This is a genomic window from Mariniflexile sp. TRM1-10, assembly GCF_003425985.1.
Taxonomy (GTDB): domain Bacteria; phylum Bacteroidota; class Bacteroidia; order Flavobacteriales; family Flavobacteriaceae; genus Mariniflexile.
Map to the genome: position 1 here is coordinate 3,861,663 of NZ_CP022985.1, position 22,703 is coordinate 3,884,365.

The following is a 22,703-nucleotide window of genomic DNA, read 5'->3' on the forward strand; positions in this document are numbered from 1 at the left end:
TTATAGATTGATAGTGATTTTTTCGCTTTTTGGATAGCTGATACAAGTAAGGATGCTTCCTTTGTCAACTTCAGACTGTGATAAAAAGTGTCCTTCGGTCATTTCAATGTCGCCAGAAACGCAAACCGCTTTACAAGTTGAACAAACCCCAGACCTACAAGAGTATGGCAAAGCAATATTGCTTGCCATGGCTACCCTTAGTATGGATTTGTCTCCTGGCACTTGTATCTGATGTGTTTTGCCTTGAAAAATGATCTCTACATTACTAACAAAATCTTTTCCTGAGACTTTAACTTTAGGCTTTTTAAATACTTCAACAATTATTTCATTAGGTTTCACATGGTTATTGATTAGTATTTCCTTTGTTTTCTCCATGAATCCGAAAGGGCCACAAATCATGTAAACATTATTTTCAAAATTAATATGGTGTTTATATAAGATTTTAACATATAAGTCATTAGTAGCTAATCCTTCATGGTAGTTTTCATGAGGTTCTTTATTATCAGCCAAAATATGCTCTACATTAAATGTGTTGGGATAAGCTTCTTTTAAAGCTACTATTTCTTGATGAAAAATAATGGACGTTTTATCCTTATTGGCATAGATAAGTAAAACCTTGGATTTAGGTTCGTTTGTGAGAACGGATTTAATTATAGAGAATACAGGCGTTATCCCACTTCCACCAGCAAAAAGAACATATTGTTTTTCTTCATTTTTTTTAGGCTCTACATAAAAGCTTCCTTGTGGCTTATCAATTTCCAGCGCATCACCAATTTTTAAATTTTGGCATATAAAATTTGAAACCAAACCTTTGTCAACTTGCTTAACGGTTATTTTTAAATCCTTATCGGTGTAAGGGTTGCTGCTAAAGGAGTAGGATCGTTTTTCTATTTTATTATCTATGGGAACATGCAGGGTTAAAAACTGACCTGGTTTGTATCTAACTTTATTAAAGAAATTACCATTTTTAAAAAAGATACTAACGGCATCATTAGTTTCTCTTTTTATATCTTTTACAACTAACTTCATTTATTTTTTAGTTTTAAGCTTTTATTTATAGTAAAATACCATGCTTATATGAAAAACCATGAGTATGGTAATTACCATTGAAAATGCTACGTGAGTAATCATCCATCCTTTAAATAAGACCTCGTTGGTGGATTTTATAACATCTAAATTAAAATAACCTATAAAGTTGTTTACAAGAAAAATATAGGTTAATAGCATGAGGTATCCATAGCCAAAACTCATGCTGTGAAAGTAAAAAAGTAACGGGCTTAAAGCGCCAAACCATTTATGAAGATTGGTAACTTTAAAAGAATATTTTTTTAGTTTTTTTACAATTCTGCTAAAAGTCAACAACCATTGAATGACAATAAATAGAGCCAAACCAAGACCAGACCACCTTTTATAAAGCTCTTCTTGTTGCATATTGTATAGCCATTCCCATTTTAGGCCTAGAATAAACTGCATCAAGTACAGTAGTAGCAATAAAAGACCAATACTTGTTAATTTATTAATTTTCACTTAAAAAGATCTTTTGGTTTATTGAGATGTTTTTACTTTTTTTAATCATTGTTGTCCGATAAAGCTTTTACCATTTCCTGCAAACACAGTGAAAGGGCTTTTTAAAGCGATTACTGATTTGTACCTTGCTTTTTGTAAATTAATCCAAATAATTCCCCCGAAGGCTCTTTATTCTATTTTCTCTATTTCATTTTTTTTAGCGAAGCGGTCTTGAATCTTTAATCGGACACGAATGTTTTTTATCTAAAGCTCGAATGGTATTATTTGAACGATAGCAAATTTTTCATGGTTCCAAAAGAGGACAGTTTTCGAACACTGTCTAAAAACACCTCTGGTTTTGGTAAATAATTACCTTTAGAAGGCCACTTGTCTCCAATTTCAGGTTTCGTACTGTTTTTAAAGCTTTCAACTTCATTCAAATATTCAATATAGGTGTCTACAGTGCCTTTTGCATAGGCATTTAGTACCTTAATAGCATCGCCATAGCTTAAGGAATCGGCTGGGTATTGCCATGTTGTAGAGCCCATAACGTCTCCTAATTTCCAATCGGTTTTAGAGGTTTGTTTATGGTCGTTGTGGCATGTAACACAAGCATCTGCACTGGCTAAATCGGCAAACATAGCAGTGTGTAATTTTTGCTCTTCGTCATAAAAAAATTGTGGTTTTTGATCTTTTTTGATCTTTTCAAATAAATCTGCTTGTTTTCCTTTCAGTTTATTTGCACTGTTAATGGGGAAGTCCGATCCTAGATATAAGCCTAATGGTACAGTGCCTTTTTTAATGCTCGTAGCTATTCCTCTTAAGAATAATGCCGGTAAAGGACCTGCCTCTACATCATTTTTTCTCCAATCCTCATCAAACTTCATTCCTTGCTTTTTTCCTTCTCCAACAATTGCTTTGGTATAGAGTGTTCTAGTAATATCATTCTCTTTTGCTACCATTTCCAAAACCTCGTCTACAGAAAAAACTTTTTCTGCTGATGCCGTGTCTTCTTTCTCGTCAGGGACACCGCCGCAGGCATTTAATGTTAAAGACAGAACTGCTAATAAGGCTGTTTTTATAATGGAAGTATGTATTGAATTTTTCATGATTTTTTAGTTTTTTGGTTGAAATTAATAAGAAGCGTCTATCATCACTGTTGCCATGGTGCCATACACATCGGTCCAGGCATCTTTAACTTCAGGAGTAAAGTCGTCACCAAGTCCTACTGCCAGGGTGCCTAATAATGCGGCGCCTACGGTATCGTAATGAGATGGTTTCACTTGATACGCTACATGGCGTTTCCCTAGATTTTGTAAAACTGGAACTAACATGTCTAAATTGCTTAATCCTGCAACGGCACTAGATAACATCATCATTAATTTGTTGCCCTGTTCTACCATAGCTTCGTCACTTGATGGAAAAAGAGGTTTTAGTGCTGGGTCTAACTCGAATAACTTTGTGTAAAATATTTTTGCAGCAGTTGGCGCTATTGGTTTTACTTTTTCAAAAGAATCTTGTACCAGTGTAATTGTTTTTTGTTCCATAAATTAAGTTTTTTAGGTTTCTATATAAATACTTATTTCACTAAGTATTTTTAAATTAAGTATTTTCAAAAGTAATTGAACTCATTATTAAATAATATGCTATAATACAAGAGCACTTATCTTTTTTAACATCTTATAAACTGATATTTTTAATATAAAAAGATGATTTTATACCATAAAAAAACCACCTATATGGTGGTCTTAATTTATTAATTTGTATGTATGAGTGGGGGTTAGGTAATTGCTGTGTATCTAGCTTCCTAAGTAATAATGATGCTCTTCAATTTCTTGCTTAAGCGCTTTTTCATTTAAAATTCCAATCCTTTTCCCATTGGCGGCAATAAGTTTTTCCTTTTTTAAAGCAGAAAATATGCGTATAACTTGCTCTTCGGTAGTGCCTGCATAATCTGCATATTCTTTTCTGCTTAATGGCAGATTTAGAAACCCTCTTAAATCACCAAACTTTCTGTTAATATATAATAAGGTATCAATAACCCGTTCCCGAACGGTCATCTGGGATATGGATTTTACTTTAGACTCGCTTCTGTTGAGTTCGTTAGCGTAAAAAAGCATAAAATCGTAAGCAAATTTCGGATTGTTTAATAAAGCTTCTTGCAGGCTATTCTTAGAAAAATAGCATAATGTGGTATCTTCTAAAGCAATCGCACCAATGGAATAATATTCTTCAGTACCAAATCCGCGATGCCCTATAATTTCACCTTCTTTAGCAAAGCGTACAATTTGTTCTCTACCATTAATACCTGTTCTAAATACTTTTGCTTTCCCCTTTAGTACAAAAAATAAACCGTTTACTGGGGCGCCTTCCATTATGAATTGTTGTCCCTTTTTACATCTAAGATTGCTTTTGTTCTCGGTTATTTTAAAATCCTCTAAAGTCAAAAGATTTTTCTTAATTAAACAATCGTGGTTTTCACAAGCATCACACGATGTATTGAGTACTACACGTTTTCTTATAATGGTATGGGTTGTATTTTGAGTAGGTGACTGCAATTTATTAAGCTTAGTTAATACGAGTTCAATGACAAATATAAGTATTTGTACTTAATATTTTGTGATAAATACGTATTTTTATGAGTTTGATAAAATAACAATAGCTTTATTAGGTACTTTAAAATAATAAACTATTTATTTTACTTACTACGTATTTCTTCTTAATTATTTTATGTCATAGAGGCTTTGTAAATTGTTATTCGTTATATTTGTAAAGATATAACGAAAAGTATTATGACATCCATTGAAGAAGCCATTCAGTTTGTTAGAAAGCATAGTAGGCCGCTTTTAAAGAGTGTATGCAAGCCTGTTGAAAAAGCAGGTGGGTATAAACTTTTTGAAAATGTTTATGCTCCTATTAATATGCCGCCTTTTAGGCAATCGGCTATGGATGGCTATGCGTTGCACTTGAATGACAGTTTAATCTATCACTTTATAGGCGAAGTAAAGGCGGGTGATGCACATCAGCCTGTTTTAAAACAAGGAGACGCCGTACGTATTTTTACAGGGGCACCAGTTCCGGATACTGCCAATGCCGTTATCATGCAGGAGAAAGTGATTGTTAATGGCAATACCATCAGTATTCAAAATAAAGTAGAAGTCAATGCTAACATTCGTCCGTTAGGCGAACAGGTTAGAAAAGGTGAGCTAGCGCTGGCTAAGGGCACCAAGTTAACTCCTGCTGCTATTGGTTATTTAAGTTCTCTGGGGATTTCTGAAGTCGAAGTTTTTAAAAAGCCATCCATTGCATTAATTACTACAGGGAATGAGTTAGTTGAAGCTGGTACCGATTTAGCCTATGGAAAAATATACGAGAGTAATTCTAACATGCTTTTAAGTGCGCTTTACAGTTTGAAATTTTATGATATTAGCATCCATAAAGTTGAAGATGATTATGATAAGACGTTGTCTAAACTGGATGCCGTTATTAATGAAAACGATTTGGTAATTATAACCGGCGGTATTTCGGTAGGCGATTACGATTTTGTTGGAAAAGCATTAAGCGCCTTAGGTATTGCCGAACATTTTTATAAAGTAAAACAAAAACCTGGGAAGCCTTTATTCTTTGGCACAAAAAAAAATACAGTGGTTTTTGCGCTTCCAGGAAACCCTGCGGCTGCTTTAACCTGTTTTTATGTTTATGTATATATCGCGTTGCAAAAAATGATGGACCATGAAGCTGTTGAATTACCTCGAGTAGAAGCAAGGTCAGTTTCTAGATTTAAAAAGTTTGGAGACCGCCCACAGTTTTTAAAAGCCATTTGGAATAATGGTGACGTTGAAATTTTAGAAGGACAAAGTTCTGCCATGCAGCAAACTTTTGCTTTATCAAATGCTTTGGTGTTTATGCGTGAAGATCTTTTAAATATTGAAATTGGTGATACGGTAGAAGTTATTTTACTGCCCGTTTAAATAAAAGCTTATGAGTTATAAAATAAAAAGCAGAATATGGATTGAATGTAACGAGCATGTGCTTTTAGGTGAAGGACGTGTACAATTATTAAAAGCTATAGATGAGACAGGCTCGTTATCAAAAGCAGCAAAAACCTTGAATTTGTCATACAAAAAGGCGTGGGGACTTCTTGACTCGGTAAACAAATCGGCAAAGAAACCAGTCACTATAAATTCAACCGGAGGAAAAGGAGGCGGTGGCGCAGAATTAACAGCATATGGAAAATCCTTAATTACTGCTTTCGATGAAATCAACCAAAATTGCTGGGAATTTTTGGATAAACAACTAGTCAAAATTGAGAATTTATGATATAAGTGCCTAGAGTTATAAGTACTTAAAGTGCCTAAAGTTGGAAGTACTTAAAGTGCCTAGAGTTGAAAGTATTTAAAGTGTCTAAAGTTAAAAGTATTTAAAGTGTGAATTAATGGAAAACAAGGAATTTACAAAGAAATTGGAATTAAGAACGCGTCAATTTGCTATATCAATTATTAAAATGTCAGCTTCTTTACCAAAATCAGCAGAATCGTTGGTTATTAGAAATCAGGTTACAAAATCAGGGACAAGTATTGGTGCTAATTATAGAGAAGCGAATCGTTCAAGAAGCAAAAAGGATTTTAAAAACAAAATTAAAATTTCAGAAAGTGAAGCAAGCGAAACAATTTATTGGTTAGAAATTATACTAGAACTAAATTGGATAGAACCAAATCATGTATGCGAAATAATGAAAGAATCAAAAGAACTTTTGGCTATTTACACGTCCATTTCAAATAAACTCTAAACTCATAACTCTAGACACTTATAACATTAGGCACTTAAAACTTTAGGCACTTATAACATTAGGCACTTATAACTTTAGACACTTATAACTTTAGACACTTAAAACTTTAGACACTTAAAACTTTAGACACTTATAACTTTAGACACTTATAACATTAGGCACTTATAACTCTAGGCACTTATAACTTTAATTACTAAAAATGTTACAAAACGAAAACATATACCTATTTTTATTAATGCTGCCCATAGTGTCATTCCTCTATGCAAGTGTGGGACATGGTGGCGCAAGTGGTTATTTGGCTTTAATGGCGTTGTTTTCGTTTTCACCGGAAATCATGAAACCAACAGCACTTTTGCTTAATCTATTTGTAGCAGGCATATCATTTTACTATTATTATAAAGGTGGCTATTTTAATAAAAAACTGTTTCTTTCGTTTGCAATAACCTCCATTCCTTTGGCTTTCTTAGGGGGTACCATAGAAATTGATGCATCTGTTTATAAAAAAATACTGGCGGTTTTGTTGGTGTTTGCTATTTTAAAAATGCTCAACGCTTTTGGTAAGGAAAATGGGGCTGTAAAACAAGTTAAGCTTTGGCAAGGGCTTTTCGTTGGAGGTATTATTGGATTCTTTTCCGGGTTAATTGGTATTGGAGGTGGTATTATTTTAACACCGTTAATTTTGCTGTTGCATTGGGGAAATATGAAAGAAGCGGCAGCAGTTTCAGCGTTGTTTATTTGGGTAAATTCTGCGGCGGGACTTGTTGGACAACTAAGTAGTGGTGTTCATTTAGAAATCGAAACATTTGTTTTAGTAGCAGTTGCTTTAATAGGCGGTGTGCTTGGTGCTTATTTAGGAAGTAAAAAAATAAACAATCAATCGTTACGCTATATTTTAGCTTTTGTGCTTATAATTGCTAGTGTAAAATTATTTTTTACATAATTATGATAGATAAAAAAGACATAACAGGCATTATTTTATCTGGCGGAAAAAGTACGCGCATGGGTACCGATAAAGGGTTTTTGATGTATGAAGGCAAAAGGTTTGTGGAGTACAGTATAGAGGCGTTAAAGCCCTTGGTTTCTAATGTTATTATTGTTTCCGATAATGAAGATTATGACGCATTTGGTTTAAAGCGTATTGAAGATGTTATAAAAAATGCGGGGCCACTAGCTGGTATTTATTCGGGGTTGAAACATGCTTCAACTGTATATGGTTTGGTGTTGAGTTGCGATATTCCGTTAATAAATTCTGAAGTATTAGAAAAACTAATCGATGCTGTTGATTCTGATTCCGAAGTCATTCAAATAGAAAGTCAAGGTAAAAACATGCCACTTATTGCACTTTATAAAAAGTCATGTGAACCTATTTTTCTAAAACTTTTGAATCAAGGAGAAAGGCGTTTGCAATTTGCTGTAAATCAATGTAAAGTGAAACATGTATTATTAACTAATGAAGATGAATTATTTACGAAAAACATCAACACGCCAGAACAATTAAAGGCAATTATAAAATGAACATTTGTATAAAATATTTCGGACTTATAGCAGAAGTCACGCATTGTGAGGAAGAAACGATTCTTTTTTCTGAAAGTACGGTATCTGAACTTTTAGATGTATTGCATACTAAATATTCAGCACTTAAAAACAAAGATTTTCAAGTGGCCCAAAATCAAGAATTAGTATCATTGGAAACTAAAATAACAGGAAAAGAAATCGCATTACTACCACCATTTTCAGGAGGTTAGAAAATAAATATGGCAGGATGAGATCTCCTGCCTACGCAGGAATAAATGAGTAGATACAGCAGACATATCATCCTTTCAGAAATCGGGCAAATTGGTCAAGACAAGCTCACGAACGCCAAAGTGTTGGTGGTTGGAGCAGGTGGACTTGGCTGTCCGGTATTACAATATTTAGCAGCAGCAGGTATAGGGACTTTAGGTATTATTGATTTTGATGTGGTTGAAACATCTAATTTGCAGCGTCAAATTTTGTTTGGAACCTCCTGTTTGGGACAAAACAAAGCCGCCGCAGCAAAAAAGCGTTTAGAAGATTTAAATAACGAAATTTCCATTATAGCGTATGCTGAAAAGCTAAGCTATCAAAATGCTTTGGAATTATTCAATCAATACGATTTGGTTGTCGATGGTACCGATAATTTCGAAACACGTTACCTTATAAACGATGCAAGTATCATTACAGGTAAACCGTTGGTTTTTGGAGCGATTTTCAAATTTGAAGGTCAGGTTTCAGTTTTTAATTATCAAAACGGCCCGAGTTACAGGTGCTTGTTTCCCAACCCACCAGAAAAAAACACTGTTCCCAACTGTTCAGAAATAGGGGTATTAGGGGTATTGCCGGGTATTATTGGAAGTATGCAAGCCAACGAGGTTTTAAAAATTATTTTAGAAATTGGTAACGTACTTTCAGGAAAATTACTTTGTTACAATGCATTAACAGCCCAAACTACTGTTTTGAAAATTAATAAAACGGAAGCCATCATCAATTCGGTTTTAAAAGACAAAGATATTTTTACTAAAAAACAACTCGATTTTAATTGTGAGTTTGCATCTGATGAAGTTTCCATAAAAGATGTTTTATCAAAAGAAAACATACAGTTTATAGATGTAAGGGAAGTACATGAACGCCCTAAAATAGATGCTATTGAAATCACTTCAATTCCTTTAAGTGAATTGGAAAATTCCCTTGATAAAATCCATACCGAAAAACAAAAGGTGATTTTTTGCCAATCTGGAATACGAAGTAAAAAAGCAGTTTCCATATTGAAAGAACTACATATTAATAATTGTTTTAGCCTTAAAGAAGGGGCTTTGGAAATAAATAATCAAATAGAACAGATACAAGGTTCAATACCTACAAGGTTTTAACAATATCTTATACCTACAAGGTTTTTAAAACCTTGCAGGATAGTAAAAACCTTGCAGGATAGTAAAAAAACCTTGCAGGAAAAAAATAGATAAGAAAATGACAGATAAAAAACCAAAAAGCGTGTTTATGCAAGGGGCTATTTCTTCAGGGTTTATTGGAGAATCCATTGGTAAACACCAAACTAAGACAAGTATTGGAGCCCACAATATTTTTTTGGGCCAAGTACGTGCCGATGTTATTGACGGCAAAACGGTTTCGGCTATTGAATACACGGCCTATGAAGAGATGGCAAATTTAAAGTTTCATGAGATTCGCGAAGCTGCTTTTGAAAAATTTGAACTCACTTGCATGCACATTTATCACAGTTTGGGCATAGTGAAAGCTGGTGAAATTTGTCTGTTTGTTTTTGTGTCTTCGCCCAGACGTAAAGCGGTTTTTGAAGCTTTAGAATACATCGTTGAAGAAATAAAAGCCAATGTGCCCGTCTTTGGAAAGGAAATTTTTGAAGACGATACGCATCAATGGAAGATAAATAATTGATTATTTTTTATTTATTATTGATTATTTAACTACTATGAAAGAACAATTAAAAATAAGAACAAAAGTATTTGCCCACAACTGCGTAAAATTAACGCAGTCATTTCCTAATACCTATCTTTCAAACCATATTAAAGGGCAATTAATTCGCTGCTCAACTTCTGTTGCGGCTAATTATAGAGCAACTTGTATTGCACAATCAAAACCTAGTTTTATTGCTAAAATCAGTATAGTAATTGAAGAAGTTGATGAATCTAATTTTTGGATGGAATTTGCTTTAGATGAAAACTTAATTTCAAAAGATAACGTGACACTTTTGTTAAAAGAAGCCAGCGAATTGACATCTATTTTCATGGCTTCAAGAAAAACAGCTAGCACCAAATAATCAATAAAAATAATCAATAGTCAATAAAAAATAATCAATAAAAATGGTCGATATCACACATAAAAGCACCACACTACGTACCGCAGTAGCTCAAGCTATTGTGAAAGTGAGTAAACCCGAAACCATTACTGCTATACAAAACGACATGGTTCCGAAAGGAAATGTGTTCGCTATGAGTAAAGCTGCGGGGTTATTGGGCGTAAAACGTACCCCGGACATTTTACCCGATTGCCATCCATTACCCATTGAGTTTACAGGTGTAGAATACGAAATAAACGGATTGGAAATCACCGTTTTATTTACTGTGAAAACCATTTACAAAACAGGTGTAGAGGTGGAAGCAATGCACGGCGCTAGTGTGGTGGCATTAAATATGTACGATATGCTGAAACCTATTGATAAAGGCATTGAAATCCACCACATCAAATTATTGCATAAAAAAGGAGGAAAATCCGATTTTAAAGACCGATTTAGAAAAGATTTAACCGCAGCCGTTATTGTGTGTTCCGATACGATTTCAGCAGGACATAAAGAGGATAAAGCAGGTAAAGCCATTATTGAAAAACTTAAAGCCTGTGGTGTTCAAATAGAAGTTTATGAGATCATTCCCGACGAACTGGAAATTATTCAGAATAAAGCAAAACAATATCAAGAAAACGGTGTCGATTTAATTATTTATACGGGTGGAACCGGACTTTCTACCCGCGATGTAACACCTGAAGCTTTGGAACCGCTTTTAGATAGACGCATTCCAGGAATTGAAGAGGCGATTCGTAATTACGGACAAGATAGAACGCCTTATGCGATGCTTTCAAGAAGTGTTGCAGGTACTATTAAGAACACCTTGGTGCTAGCACTACCGGGATCAACTAACGGAGCAAGTGAATCTATGGATGCTATATTTCCATCGGTATTGCATACTTTCGGGATATTGAGAGGGGCGGGACATGATTAGTTTTAAAGTTACAAAGTTTCAAAGTTTCAAAGTTTCAGAGTTGCAAAGAATCTAAAAGGTCTAAAAATCTAAGAAGTCTAAAAATCTAATGATCTAAATAAAATTAATGAAAAATAAAACCCCCATATTACAAGATTTACACGGTAGAGACCATGGGTATTTGCGTATTTCGTTAATAGAACGCTGTAATTTACGCTGCTCATATTGCATGCCCGAAGAAGGGGTACTGTTATCTCCTAAAAGCCATTTAATGACTTATGAGGAGATATACGAAATAGCCAAAACATTTGTAAAACATGGTGTTACAAAAATTAGACTAACAGGTGGTGAGCCATTGGTGCGTAAAGATATCCCCGTTATTTTAGAAAAATTGGCGACACTTCCTGTTGAATTATCAATCACCTCAAATGCTGTTATTATTGATAAATTTATTGATGTTTTGAAAGTGAATGGTGTGCATAAAATCAATATCAGTTTAGATTCGTTAAGCCGTGAAAAATTCAAACATATAACACGTCGCGACCAGTTTGAAGTTGTATATAAAAACATGCTATTATTGGTTGAAGAAGGTTTTAAAGTGAAAGTGAATGTGGTTTTGATGAAGGGTTTTAATGAAAATGAAATCATCGATTTTATCAACTTAACTAAAAATTTACCCATCGTAGTCCGTTTTATCGAGTTTATGCCTTTTGATGGTAACAAATGGGATATGAGCAAAATGGTTTCCTATAAAGAAGTGATGACTTATGTGAACGCTTCTTTTTCTGAAGCGCATATACAACGCTTGCAAGATGCGCCAAACGATACCTCTAAAAACTATAAAATTTCGGGTTATAAAGGTAGTTTTGCCGTTATCAGTTCCGTTACCAATCCGTTTTGCGATTCGTGTAACAGATTGCGTTTAACGGCAAACGGACAACTAAAGAATTGTTTGTTTTCCGCCGCAGAATCCGACTTATTAACGACACTTAGACAGGGAAATCCCATTGAGCCCGTCATTCAAAAAGCGGTACAAGCAAAGTTTAAAATCCGTGGTGGCATGGATACCTTAGAGAAACTTCAAGAACCTAAACGGCATAACAACAACAGGAGTATGATTACTATTGGAGGGTGAGAAATGTTTATTTGTTTATTTGTTGAGTCGTTGAGTTGTTTAACCGTTTAGTTGTTTGTTGTTGAGTTGTTTAGATGATACTATTTCACTTATTTAAAAATAAATTTAATTTAAAATAGGATAAATTTGTCCGATATTAAATTTAACGCTAATTTTGCGCTTGATTTAAAATGACAAAAAGCGATTTAAGGATGACATACGGATAAAATAAAGACATTTTTGTCCTTTTTAAATGATTAAACTGAATATATCACCGAGAATAATAAACTAACTTTTGAAATTATGACCGAAGAAAGCACTTAAATCAAAATGATTAAACAACGATTAAAAAAAATATTAATTAAAAGCAGCAAATAACAAGTTTATCGTTTAAACAAAAATTAATGACAATGAAAAAAATATGGATTACATTTATTAGTGTTGTAGTATTATCCTTTATAACACTAATCTGGATAGGAACAGAGGTATACCAAACACAACCTCCCATACCAGAAACCGTTATTGTAAAAGAAACAAAAGAGATACTTTATACCAAAGAAGATATTCAAATAGGGCAAAACGTTTGGGAATCTATTGGAGGCATGGAAGTCGGTTCTATTTGGGGGCATGGTAGTTATGTGGCTCCTGATTGGACAGCCGATTGGATTCATAAAGAAGCTACCTTCATGCTTGAAGCATGGGCTCAAAATGATTATAATACTAATTACGATACACTAGATGTAGAAAAAAAAGCAGCGTTAAAAGCACGTTTAATTAAAGACATAAAAACCAATACGTTTAATGAGGCTGATAAGTCAATCACCATATCAGAAAGTAGATTGGCTGCCATCAAAGAAAATATTAAGCATTATTCATCTATTTTTTCTGAAGGCAAAGAAGAATACGCCATTCCCAAAGGGGCACTGGTAAATCCTGAAAAATTAGAACAGCTAAACGCCTTTTTGTTCTGGACATCTTGGGCTGCAAGCACCAACAGACCGCATAAAGATTATACCTATACTTCCAATTGGCCACACGAACCTTTAATTGATAATACCATAACAAGTGATTCATTAATCTGGTCTGGTTTATCTATTGTGTTGCTCTTATTGTTCATCGGTATTTTAACGTATTACTATTTATTAAATCACGAAAAAGGAGAGTTACTTACCAAACCAGAAAGTGATCCGTTAACAAATTTAAAATTGTTTAAATCCCAAAAGGCGATATTAAAATATTTTATAGTCATCTCGTTGCTAATAGGTTTACAAGTTGTTTTAGGTATCATTACCGTACATTATACCGTTGAGGGACAGGCCTTTTTTGGTTTCGACTTATCTAGTTTTCTACCGTATTCAGTTACTAGAACTTGGCATACTCAATTGGCCGTTTTCTGGATTGCCGCTACGTGGTTGGCTACAGGGTTATTTCTAGCACCTATGATTTCTGGTAAAGAAATGAAATACCAACGTTTTGGCATTAACTTCCTATTTATCGCTTTGCTTGTTATCGTATTAGGTTCTATGATGGGCGAATGGTTGGGAGTACATCAATTTTTAGATTTAACAACCAATTTTTTCTTTGGGCATCAAGGTTATGAATACATGGATTTGGGGCGTTTTTGGCAGCTGTTTTTAGGCATTGGCTTAGTACTTTGGGTAGTCATGGTTAGCAGACATATTTTATATGGCATTCGTAAAAAAGATGAATCTAAACACTTGCTAATTATCTTATTGATATCCGTCATGGCCATTGGTATGTTCTTTTTCTCTGGCTTAATGTATGGTGAAAACAGTAGTTTACCAGTTATTAATTACTGGAGATGGTGGTTGGTGCATTTATGGGTTGAAGGCTTCTTTGAAGTATTCGCAACCGTAGTTATTGCTTACATCTTCTCAAGATTAAAAATTATATCTGAAAAAACCGCAGGTAGGGTATCCATAGCTTCAGCTTCTATATTTTTAGCTGGGGGCATTATAGGGACATTACATCATTTATATTACTCAGGAACCCCTGTTCAAGCGATTGCTTTAGGAGCTACTTTTAGTGCTTTAGAAGTGGTTCCACTAACACTTATGGGTTTTGAAATCAGGGAAAATTGGAACCTATTAAAAAGTAAACAATGGATGCAAAAATATAAATGGCCTATCTTTTTCTTCATTGCCGTAGCTTTTTGGAATTTTGTAGGCGCAGGTGTTTTCGGGTTTTTAATTAACCCGCCAATTGCACTCTATTACATTCAAGGTTTAAATACCACTGCAGTGCATGCACATACTGCTTTATTTGGCGTATATGGTATGCTAGGGATGGGCTTTATTTTAATATGCTTACGCTTTTATTCTGATAGAGTTTGGCAGAATAAAAAATTGAAACGTGCCTTTTGGCTATTAAATATAGGTTTGGTTGCCATGGTGCTTTTAAGTTTGCTACCCATAGGCATTATTCAAGCTTACACTTCTATTACCAAAGGCTATTCGTTTGCTAGAGATGCAGAATTATTGTACTCTCCAACGGTACAAACCTTAAAATGGATGCGTATGATTGGTGATATTATATTTTCTGTAGGGATCTTTTATTTTTGCTGGTTTACTATTGATGAAACCATTTATAATTTTAAAAGAAAGCACGTAAATAAATAGTCAAGAAGCGTATCATTTTTATTTTAAAAAAAGCAATATAAAATAGCGTTTAGTTTGTCAGACTTGTCGAAGTCCCAATTTTAAAAAACGTTATTGGTAGTTCTTATTGTAAATCAGTAACTAGTAAGCATAAATCGTTTATTGGTTGCTGATTTTTTATTGGTCACAGAAATAGTTAAAACTATGCACTTTAGTGCATTTCCCTTTTAGGTTCTAAAAATTTTTACCGCAGATTCGCAAATTTTTAACATTTTAGGTAATCTGCGAATTTGCGGTAAAATTTCACCGATTAATTTCGCAAACATAGGAGACTTTTAGTCTGCAAACAAAACTATGGACTTCAAGTCCAGGAGTGGTTTATTTTCAAACCATTGTTGATCGATAACACTTTTACAATTCTCTGCAAGCACAGTGATAATGGATTTTTAAAAAGATTACTGATTGCGACCTAGCTTTTTGTAATAATTAATCTAAATAATTTCCCGAAGGCTCTTTATTCTATATTCTTATAACGGTCTTGATTCTTTAATCGGGCACGAATGTTTTCAAACGATGATAATCACAAAGCCTATTGATTCATTTTTATTCACAAAACATTATTTTTTTCCAATTAATATTTCAATTAAAAGATTACATTTCTTACATTTAAGCATTAAATAATTTATATGCTTAAAAAAGTTTTTGGAAGTGCTGTTTTTGGTGTAGAAGCCACAACCATCACCGTTGAAGTGAATACCGATACAGGTATTGGATATCATTTAGTTGGCTTGCCCGATAATGCTATTAAAGAGAGTAATTACCGTATTGCAGCGGCACTTCAAAATAATGGATACAGAATCCCAGGTAAAAAGATTATCATTAACATGTCGCCTGCCGATTTACGAAAAGAAGGTTCAGCCTACGATTTAACCTTGGCGATAGGCATTTTGGCATCCTCAAAGCAAATTCAAGCCGAGAATTTAGACCGTTATATTATTATGGGCGAATTGTCGCTTGACGGCACTTTGCAACCCATAAAAGGCGCGTTGCCTATTGCGGTAAAAGCAAGACAAGAAGGTTTTAAAGGGTTTATTTTACCTAGTCAGAATGCCAAGGAAGCTGCCATTGTCGATAATCTAGAGGTTTACGGTATTGAAAATATTGAGCAGGTTATTAACTATTTTAATAAAGGGGAACCTTTAGAACAAACCATTGTAAATACCCGAGAAGAGTTTGAGAAAAATTTAGATTTTCCAGAACACGATTTCTCCGATGTAAGGGGACAGGAAGGTATCAAACGCTGTATGGAAATTGCGGCAGCTGGCGGACATAACATTATTTTAATTGGGCCTCCGGGTGCAGGAAAAACCATGTTGGCAAAACGCTTACCAAGTATTTTACCACCTATGACGCTTCATGAAGCGCTGGAAACCACAAAAATTCATTCGGTTGTTGGGCGTGTAAAAGACACAGGATTGATGGCTCAACGGCCGTTTCGGAGTCCGCACCACACCATATCAAATGTTGCGCTTGTTGGCGGCGGTAGCTTTCCACAACCGGGAGAGATTTCGTTATCACATAATGGCGTGTTGTTTTTAGATGAATTGCCCGAATTTAAACGGGATGTTTTAGAAGTCTTGCGTCAGCCATTAGAAGATAGGGAAGTGACTATTTCGCGTGCGAAGTTTACAGTGACCTATCCATCGTCATTTATGTTAGTGGCAAGCATGAACCCCAGTCCCGGAGGTTATTTTAACGACCCGAATGCACCAGTAACGTCTAGTCCTGCCGAAATGCAACGCTATTTAAGTAAAATTTCAGGACCCTTGTTGGATCGCATTGATATACATATTGAAGTAACGCCCGTACCTTTTGAAAAACTATCGGATGATAGAAAAGGAGAAACCTCGGTAGATATTAGAAAACGTGTTACCAAAGCCAGGGAGCTTCAAACCGGCCGTTTTAAAGAAAGTGATGCGGTGCATTACAATGCGCAAATGAACACCAAACAAATCAGAAAACATTGTGTGTTGGACGAAGCCTCCAAGCAGTTACTAAAAACTGCTATGGAACGATTGAATTTATCGGCACGTGCTTATGACAGAATCCTGAAAGTTTCAAGAACCATTGCCGATTTAGAAGGTGCTGAAAGCGTAAACGGTTCGCACATTAGTGAAGCCATTCAATACAGGAGTTTGGATAGAGAAGGCTGGTTGGGTTAATTCCCGCGAAGGCGGGAATCTTTAAAAACTAATCTTTGAAGCCACGAGTGAAATGCTCGCGACAGTGGGAGTTAAATTCCTGTGAATGTATAAATTTTAAAAATAAATGAGTATATGAAATACGTTTTCATAACAAAATCAAAACCTAATCTATTTACCATATGGTAAAAACAAAAATCATTATAGTTTATATTATAGTACTAAGTGTAATCTCTTGTTTGAATTTTTATAGAAACTCAGATGGAGCATTACGTCCAAATAAAATAAATTTTAAACTAGACAAAAATCAAAGTTTGAGTAAACCTTGCTTTATAGATACTTTAAGTGTTTACGAACTTTATTCTACATGGCTAGGAGATTATGATTTAAATTCAAAAAGAAAGGATGACTATGTTATTATGAATGAATATCGATATTATGATGGTACTTTAGCAAACTTTAAAATATTTCTTCGTTTTTACAATAATGGGAATCTTAGTTTTTTTCATATTGAAAATGAATCGGGATTAAACAAAGAATCATTTAATCCTGCTAAAGGAATTTTAGGAGTATATTCTTGTATTGATAATAAAATTTTGATCGAAGAATTTTCCTTTCGTGGTCATCAAGGAAGTTATCTTAAAAGTAAAGCAAGAGTAAAGGGAGATACTATTCACCTAGTAAGAGAATTATCAGGTTATTATACAGGAAAGCATAATATTTTTATAAAAAAGGAAGTTCCTAATGAATATTTAGATTGGAAATCAGATTGGTAAATATTTTCAGTTCTGTGTTAATAACAACACTTACTTCTCTTTTCCAATAATTGTACCCTACAGGCAGATTAAAAAACATCATCTATTAAACCTACCAAATATATTGCCATTTAAATCACCATAACTTCGGGTACAGTAGCGTAATTTACATCTCACAGCTAGAGCGGACACCTTGCTCGTGCATGTAACCTAATTCAAATCAATTTCTAAAATAGTTTGGTCGTCATTCCCATAGTTCCTAGCGCTACTGTATTTCCAGTCTATAGGATTGGTAACAAAACCAGTTTCAACAGGACTATAATGAATATAATTTAAATTTTTGTTCAAATACTTTTAGCGACCAAATCTGGCAGTTGATATACAAGAATGATGTAACTTTTTCTCTTAATTATGTAACTATATGGTCAAATAATAGCCCTAATTTGTGTTACACAAAGAAGTTCACCATTAAAAATTATAAATCATGGATACTAAAGAACTAGAAAAATTGCCAAACAAAGATGGAGAAATTGAAAAAGGCAATTCCCATATTATCGTTGAGTTAATAGAATATGAGCATAATGCTGTTGTTAGTAAGTCGATAATGAAAAAGACAACAGGGTCAATAAATGCGCTATCATTTGCAAGCGGTGAAGGACTTAATGAGAAGGTTTCTCCTTTCGACACATATGCACAAATTATTGATGGCAGCGCAATTATTGAAATTGACGGCAAGGCATCTATACTCAAAACAGGAGATGGTATACTTATACCTGCTCATAAAGCAAGTCATATTAAGCCTAATGGACGGTTTAAATTGATTTTAACAGTGATAAAAAGTGGATACGAATTGTGAAAATAGTAGATACGAATAAAAAATATGCATGTTCAACCCTATGTAACAAGTTGCTTGTTATGGGGTTGGTGCAAAAAAATATCTCAATATTTTAGTTTGCACACTTAATGAGATACTACCATATTTTCAGTTTTGTGTTAATAACAACACTTATTTCTCTTTTCTAATAATTGTACCCAATAGATAGATTAAAAACCATCATCTATTAAACCTACCAGATACATTGCCATTTAAAATTCCCATAACTTCGGGTACAGTAGCATAATTTACATCGCCTTCGTAGGTGTGTTTTAAGGCGCAAGCTGCACTAGCAAATTCCATAGACCTATAATCGTCAAACTCCTGTAGTCCGTATATTAATCCAGCGGCAAAAGCGTCGCCAGTTCCTATTCGGTCTATGATATGAGTGATATCAAAATCACTGGTTTCTCTAAACTCTTCACCATTCCACATTCTAGCTCTTATTTTGTGCCATGAAGCATTTATAGGTGTTCTTATTTTATCAAAAACCTTTTCGATAGATGGGAATTTTTTTATTAGGGCTTTACTGGCTTCAATAAAATCGTCATTAGAAAATTCATAATTGGTATCTAAAACTTCATTTATTTCGTTAATACCACCAATAAAAATGGTGGAATAAGAAAGTAAATCGGATAAAACATCTTTGGCATTTTCTCCATATTTCCACAAACCTTTGCGGTAGGTTGGATCGGCACTTACAGCGATTCCTTTTTGTTTAGCCAATAAAAGTCCTGCTTTAAGCGTGTCGTAAGCCCCTTTGCTTAAGGCAGGAGTAATTCCTGTCCAATGAATCCATTTTGCTTTTTTTAGAATCTTTTCCCAATCTACCATTTCTGGTTTAATATCAGAAAAAGACGAGTGTGAGCGGTTATAAGAAATAGAACTAGGTCGCATTACAGCGCCGACTTCTAGAAAATATACGCCCAAAGGTCTGTCTGAACGCACAATTGCCGATGTGCTTACGCCAAATTTTTGTATATATGAAATAGCTGTATCGCCAACAAAATCATTAGAAACACAACTAATATGTTTTACTTTTTCACCAAAATTAGCAATAGAAATCCCTACATTCACTTCGGTGCCACCAAAATAAAATTCCAATAAATTAGCTTGTATGAATTTTTTGTTTCCCTCTGGGGATAAGCGCATTAAAACTTCTCCAAACGTTATAATTTGTTTCATGTGTAGGTGGTTATTTTTTATAGGTTATATGGCATCACTTTTTTTCCAAAGCCAGTTGGATAATAGTGATTTCATGAATGCTTAATCTTCATAAACTCTGTTTTCTTGTTCATTAACGCGAATAAAAGTAGTGCGTTTGGTAAGTTCTTTTAAGCGTTGTGCACCTACGTAAGTACACGTGCTTCTAAGTCCGCCTAAAATATCTTGTAAAGTATTTTCAACATCTCCTTTAAAAGGCACTTCAACCATTTTTCCTTCGCTGGCTCTATATTCTGCAACACCTCCTACATGCTTCTCCATGGCTGTTGATGAGCTCATACCATAAAACTTCCTATAAGGTTTACCCTTTTTTTCAATAATTTCACCACCACTTTCGGTATGGCCAGAAAGCATGCCGCCCAGCATAACAAAATCGGCACCTGCACCAAAAGCTTTGGCAATATCGCCAGGGATGGAACAACCACCATCGCTAATTATTTGTCCACCCAAACCATGAGCGGCATCGGCACATTCTATAATTGCCGAAAGTTGTGGGTAGCCAACCCCAGTTTTTACACGTGTTGTACAAACAGAACCAGGGCCAATGCCAACTTTAACAATATCGGCACCAGAGAGCAATAATTCTTCAACCATTTCGCCAGTGACAACATTCCCTGCAATAATAATTTTATCGGGGTATTGGTCTCTGGTTTGCTTTACAAAATTGGCAAAATATTCAGAATAGCCATTGGCAACATCTATACAAATAAATTTTAAATATGGGTTGAATTTAAATATGGAAGCTAATTTTTCAGAATCTTGCTGACTTACACCGGTACTTACGGCTATATAATTTTCCATGCCTTGTGGTAAATTTGATGCAAATACATTCCAATCGGTAGTGGAATAATGTTTATGTATGGCAGTGAATAATTGTTTTTTTGATAGTGCTTTAGCCATTTCAAAAGTACCAACGGTATCCATGTTGGCTGCCATTATAGGGATTCCTGTCCAAGAAAACGGACTGTGTAAAAACTTAAACTCACGCTCTAAACTAACTTCGGCTCTACTTTTAAGTGTAGAACGTTTTGGCCGTATCATAACATCTTTAAAGCCTAATTTAATATCATATTCTATGCGCATGTATATTTGGGATTAAGGTTGTTTTTAAAGGTATATCTTTATTATCTTTATAATGTTATAAAGTTAAAAAAAACATAATAATATATTGAAGTGGTTTAAACTATTTCGATTGAAGCAGGACGGAGCGTGAAAAAATAACCCAGTGGGTTATTTTAGCGAACGGGCCAGCCAGCGCAATGGCAATTTTACTCAATCGAAGTCTTTTTTAAGTTACATAGCATCACTACGGAAGGAAAAAAAGACATAGAGTGGGCAAAAAGGACGATTTTTTAGCCAATTTGAAAAGTTTATACCACTTCATTGAGGTTAAATGCCTGTATTACTTTTGTTAATAAATAGAATAATAATAAGTTTGTTAAAAATGCATGCGAAGTAAATGAGATTTCCTTTACAGTTTCTAAAAACTATTAAAACAAAGAAAATATTATCTACAATTATTTTTGTTTCAATAGCAGTTGTTATATTATTAGCTTACTTTTTTCTTGAGCGGAAAATAAGTAGCAATATGCTGATTTTGTTTTTATTTGGATTTCTAATTGCTCAGATTTTTGTACTGCAATACTTTTTTAAAAATCAATTAAGGAATGAAATAAGGCTTGCAAATTTAAATACCAGAATAAAGGAATTAAAATCCAGTCTTGAAGAAACCAATAAGCTTGCTGATTTTAAATCTGTTTATATAGCTAATATGAGTTACGAAATCCGTACACCACTTAGTACGGTTTTGGGCATGCTTAATATGTTAAAAGAAACACACTTAGATGCCGACCAAAAAGCGCAAGTTGAAATTGCTGAATACTCTTCAAAGCATTTATTACAGCTTGTAAACATGGTTACAGATAATGAAGATGTAGATAAAGGTGATGTAAAACTCAATTTGTTGGCACTCGATTTAAAGACTGATTTATCACATCTTTTTAAAGTATTTGAATACCAAGCTTGGGAAAAAGGCTTACAGTTTGATTATAAATTTTTAGTGGACGAGAAGCGTAAATTTTCTCTTTTGGGTGATTCTTTACGCATACAACAAGTACTCATAAATTTAATTAATAATGCCATTAAGTTTACAAACTCAGGAAAAATATCAATTATTGTAGATCAAACTGTTAGTATAGAAGATGGTCAAATCGTCACGTTTTATATAAAAGACACGGGTATCGGACTACGTCCCGAAGAAGTAAAACAAATATTTAACGATTCTAAAGCATTTAGTATTTCACAAGGAAGAGATTATAGAGGCGGTGGTATTGGTCTTGCTATTTCACATCAACTTGTAAAATTAATGGGTGGGGAGTTGAAATTAGAAAGTAAAGAAAATGAAGGCACTACCTTTTATTTTAGTTTACAACTTAAAAAAACATTGGGAATAAAAAAAGAAGAAGACATTGAAGAACCTATTTTGTTAGAAAAGTTTAATGTTTTGGTTGCTGAAGATAATAGGATGAATCAAAAAGTAATTAAATTTTTATTGGAACAACAAGGTGCCGATTGCACGTTTGTAAAAAACGGTTTAGAGGCTGTTGAATTATATAAAATTTTAAATTTCGATATGATTTTTATGGATATTTATATGCCAGATATGGATGGTTATGAAGCTACCAAAGCCATAAAGGAAACAGAGAAGTATTCACAATATAACACACCAATTATAGCGGTATCCGCAAGTGCTTTTGAAGCGGATATAGTAAATGCAAAACTTGCAGGAATAGATGACTTTTTAGCAAAACCACTTGAGGTTTCAAAACTAAAAGAGCTATTAATAAAATACTCAAAAAAAAATGTTTCGTAATGATT

23 protein-coding genes and 1 pseudogene are annotated in these 22,703 nt (G+C 34.1%); 16 read left to right on the forward strand and 8 right to left on the reverse strand.

Going from position 1 to position 22,703, the window contains the following annotated elements; genetic code table 11:
• The 5 genes from CJ739_RS16040 to CJ739_RS16060 form a co-directional block, all read right to left on the reverse strand.
• Positions 1–1,029, reverse strand: coding sequence for a ferredoxin--NADP reductase (locus CJ739_RS16040; protein ID WP_117177103.1), 1,029 nt, complete (start codon positions 1,027–1,029; stop codon positions 1–3).
• 21 nt (positions 1,030–1,050) lie between these two features.
• Positions 1,051–1,527 carry a hypothetical protein gene (locus CJ739_RS16045; RefSeq protein ID WP_236951531.1) on the reverse strand — a complete coding sequence of 159 codons (477 nt, stop codon included), beginning with the start codon at positions 1,525–1,527 and terminating at the stop codon, positions 1,051–1,053.
• Between the two features lie 260 nt (positions 1,528–1,787).
• A complete protein-coding gene (locus tag CJ739_RS16050; RefSeq protein WP_117177107.1) occupies positions 1,788–2,615 on the reverse strand; it encodes a c-type heme family protein in 828 nt (275 codons plus the stop codon).
• Positions 2,616–2,639: 24 nt separating this feature from the next.
• On the reverse strand, positions 2,640–3,053 hold the full coding sequence (locus CJ739_RS16055; RefSeq protein WP_117177109.1) for a globin family protein: 414 nt from the start codon (positions 3,051–3,053) through the stop codon (positions 2,640–2,642).
• A gap of 252 nt (positions 3,054–3,305) precedes the next feature.
• A complete protein-coding gene (locus tag CJ739_RS16060; RefSeq protein WP_236951532.1) occupies positions 3,306–4,064 on the reverse strand; it encodes a Crp/Fnr family transcriptional regulator in 759 nt (252 codons plus the stop codon).
• A gap of 234 nt (positions 4,065–4,298) precedes the next feature.
• On the opposite strand from CJ739_RS16060, the gene CJ739_RS16065 reads away from it, so the two are divergent.
• From CJ739_RS16065 to CJ739_RS16130, 14 genes are all read left to right on the forward strand, one after another.
• Positions 4,299–5,477 (forward strand): molybdopterin molybdotransferase MoeA, encoded by a 1,179-nt coding sequence (locus tag CJ739_RS16065; RefSeq protein ID WP_117177111.1) that lies wholly within the window; start codon positions 4,299–4,301, stop codon positions 5,475–5,477.
• 10 nt (positions 5,478–5,487) lie between these two features.
• The gene (locus tag CJ739_RS16070; RefSeq protein WP_117177113.1) at positions 5,488–5,826 is read left to right on the forward strand and encodes a winged helix-turn-helix domain-containing protein; all 339 of its coding nucleotides are present in this window, start codon (positions 5,488–5,490) and stop codon (positions 5,824–5,826) included.
• A 115-nt stretch (positions 5,827–5,941) separates the two neighbouring features.
• Positions 5,942–6,295, forward strand: a complete 354-nt coding sequence (locus CJ739_RS16075; protein ID WP_117177115.1) for a four helix bundle protein — start codon at positions 5,942–5,944, stop codon at positions 6,293–6,295.
• A gap of 199 nt (positions 6,296–6,494) precedes the next feature.
• Entirely contained in the window at positions 6,495–7,235 is a 741-nt protein-coding gene (locus tag CJ739_RS16080; protein ID WP_117177117.1) for a sulfite exporter TauE/SafE family protein, read from the forward strand.
• Positions 7,236–7,237: 2 nt separating this feature from the next.
• Entirely contained in the window at positions 7,238–7,810 is a 573-nt protein-coding gene (gene mobA / locus CJ739_RS16085) for a molybdenum cofactor guanylyltransferase (protein WP_117177119.1), read from the forward strand.
• Positions 7,807–8,040, forward strand: a complete 234-nt coding sequence (locus tag CJ739_RS16090; RefSeq protein ID WP_117177121.1) for a MoaD/ThiS family protein — start codon at positions 7,807–7,809, stop codon at positions 8,038–8,040. Before mobA ends, CJ739_RS16090 begins: the two co-directional genes overlap by 4 nt.
• A 45-nt stretch (positions 8,041–8,085) precedes the next feature.
• Positions 8,086–9,183, forward strand: coding sequence for a HesA/MoeB/ThiF family protein (gene moeB, locus CJ739_RS16095; protein ID WP_117177123.1), 1,098 nt, complete (start codon positions 8,086–8,088; stop codon positions 9,181–9,183).
• Positions 9,184–9,280: 97 nt separating this feature from the next.
• Positions 9,281–9,724, forward strand: a complete 444-nt coding sequence (locus CJ739_RS16100; RefSeq protein ID WP_117177125.1) for a molybdenum cofactor biosynthesis protein MoaE — start codon at positions 9,281–9,283, stop codon at positions 9,722–9,724.
• Between the two features lie 34 nt (positions 9,725–9,758).
• Entirely contained in the window at positions 9,759–10,106 is a 348-nt protein-coding gene (locus CJ739_RS16105; RefSeq protein WP_117177127.1) for a four helix bundle protein, read from the forward strand.
• 43 nt (positions 10,107–10,149) lie between these two features.
• Entirely contained in the window at positions 10,150–11,061 is a 912-nt protein-coding gene (gene moaCB / locus CJ739_RS16110; RefSeq protein ID WP_117177129.1) for a bifunctional molybdenum cofactor biosynthesis protein MoaC/MoaB, read from the forward strand.
• A gap of 106 nt (positions 11,062–11,167) precedes the next feature.
• Positions 11,168–12,175: a GTP 3',8-cyclase MoaA gene (gene moaA / locus CJ739_RS16115; RefSeq protein WP_117177131.1), complete on the forward strand. Its 1,008-nt coding sequence runs from the start codon at positions 11,168–11,170 to the stop codon at positions 12,173–12,175.
• A gap of 389 nt (positions 12,176–12,564) precedes the next feature.
• A complete protein-coding gene (locus CJ739_RS16120; protein ID WP_117177133.1) occupies positions 12,565–14,793 on the forward strand; it encodes a nitric-oxide reductase large subunit in 2,229 nt (742 codons plus the stop codon).
• 665 nt (positions 14,794–15,458) lie between these two features.
• Positions 15,459–16,994 (forward strand): YifB family Mg chelatase-like AAA ATPase, encoded by a 1,536-nt coding sequence (locus tag CJ739_RS16125; RefSeq protein WP_117177135.1) that lies wholly within the window; start codon positions 15,459–15,461, stop codon positions 16,992–16,994.
• A 161-nt stretch (positions 16,995–17,155) separates the two neighbouring features.
• Entirely contained in the window at positions 17,156–17,749 is a 594-nt protein-coding gene (locus CJ739_RS16130; protein WP_117177137.1) for a hypothetical protein, read from the forward strand.
• 189 nt (positions 17,750–17,938) lie between these two features.
• Here CJ739_RS16130 and CJ739_RS16135 read toward each other — a convergent pair.
• Positions 17,939–18,098, reverse strand: a pseudogene (locus CJ739_RS16135) (transposase); the annotation flags it as partial.
• A gap of 114 nt (positions 18,099–18,212) precedes the next feature.
• Between CJ739_RS16135 and CJ739_RS16140 the strand changes: the two are divergent.
• Positions 18,213–18,584, forward strand: a complete 372-nt coding sequence (locus CJ739_RS16140) for a cupin domain-containing protein (RefSeq protein ID WP_117177139.1) — start codon at positions 18,213–18,215, stop codon at positions 18,582–18,584.
• Between the two features lie 198 nt (positions 18,585–18,782).
• Here CJ739_RS16140 and CJ739_RS16145 read toward each other — a convergent pair whose 3' ends face one another.
• Positions 18,783–19,787: a sugar kinase gene (locus CJ739_RS16145; RefSeq protein WP_117177141.1), complete on the reverse strand. Its 1,005-nt coding sequence runs from the start codon at positions 19,785–19,787 to the stop codon at positions 18,783–18,785.
• Positions 19,788–19,868: 81 nt separating this feature from the next.
• The gene (locus CJ739_RS16150) at positions 19,869–20,909 is read right to left on the reverse strand and encodes a GMP reductase (RefSeq protein WP_117177143.1); all 1,041 of its coding nucleotides are present in this window, start codon (positions 20,907–20,909) and stop codon (positions 19,869–19,871) included.
• Between the two features lie 376 nt (positions 20,910–21,285).
• Between CJ739_RS16150 and CJ739_RS16155 the strand changes: the two genes are divergently transcribed.
• Entirely contained in the window at positions 21,286–22,698 is a 1,413-nt protein-coding gene (locus CJ739_RS16155) for an ATP-binding protein (protein WP_117177145.1), read from the forward strand.
• Positions 22,699–22,703 lie beyond the last annotated feature (5 nt).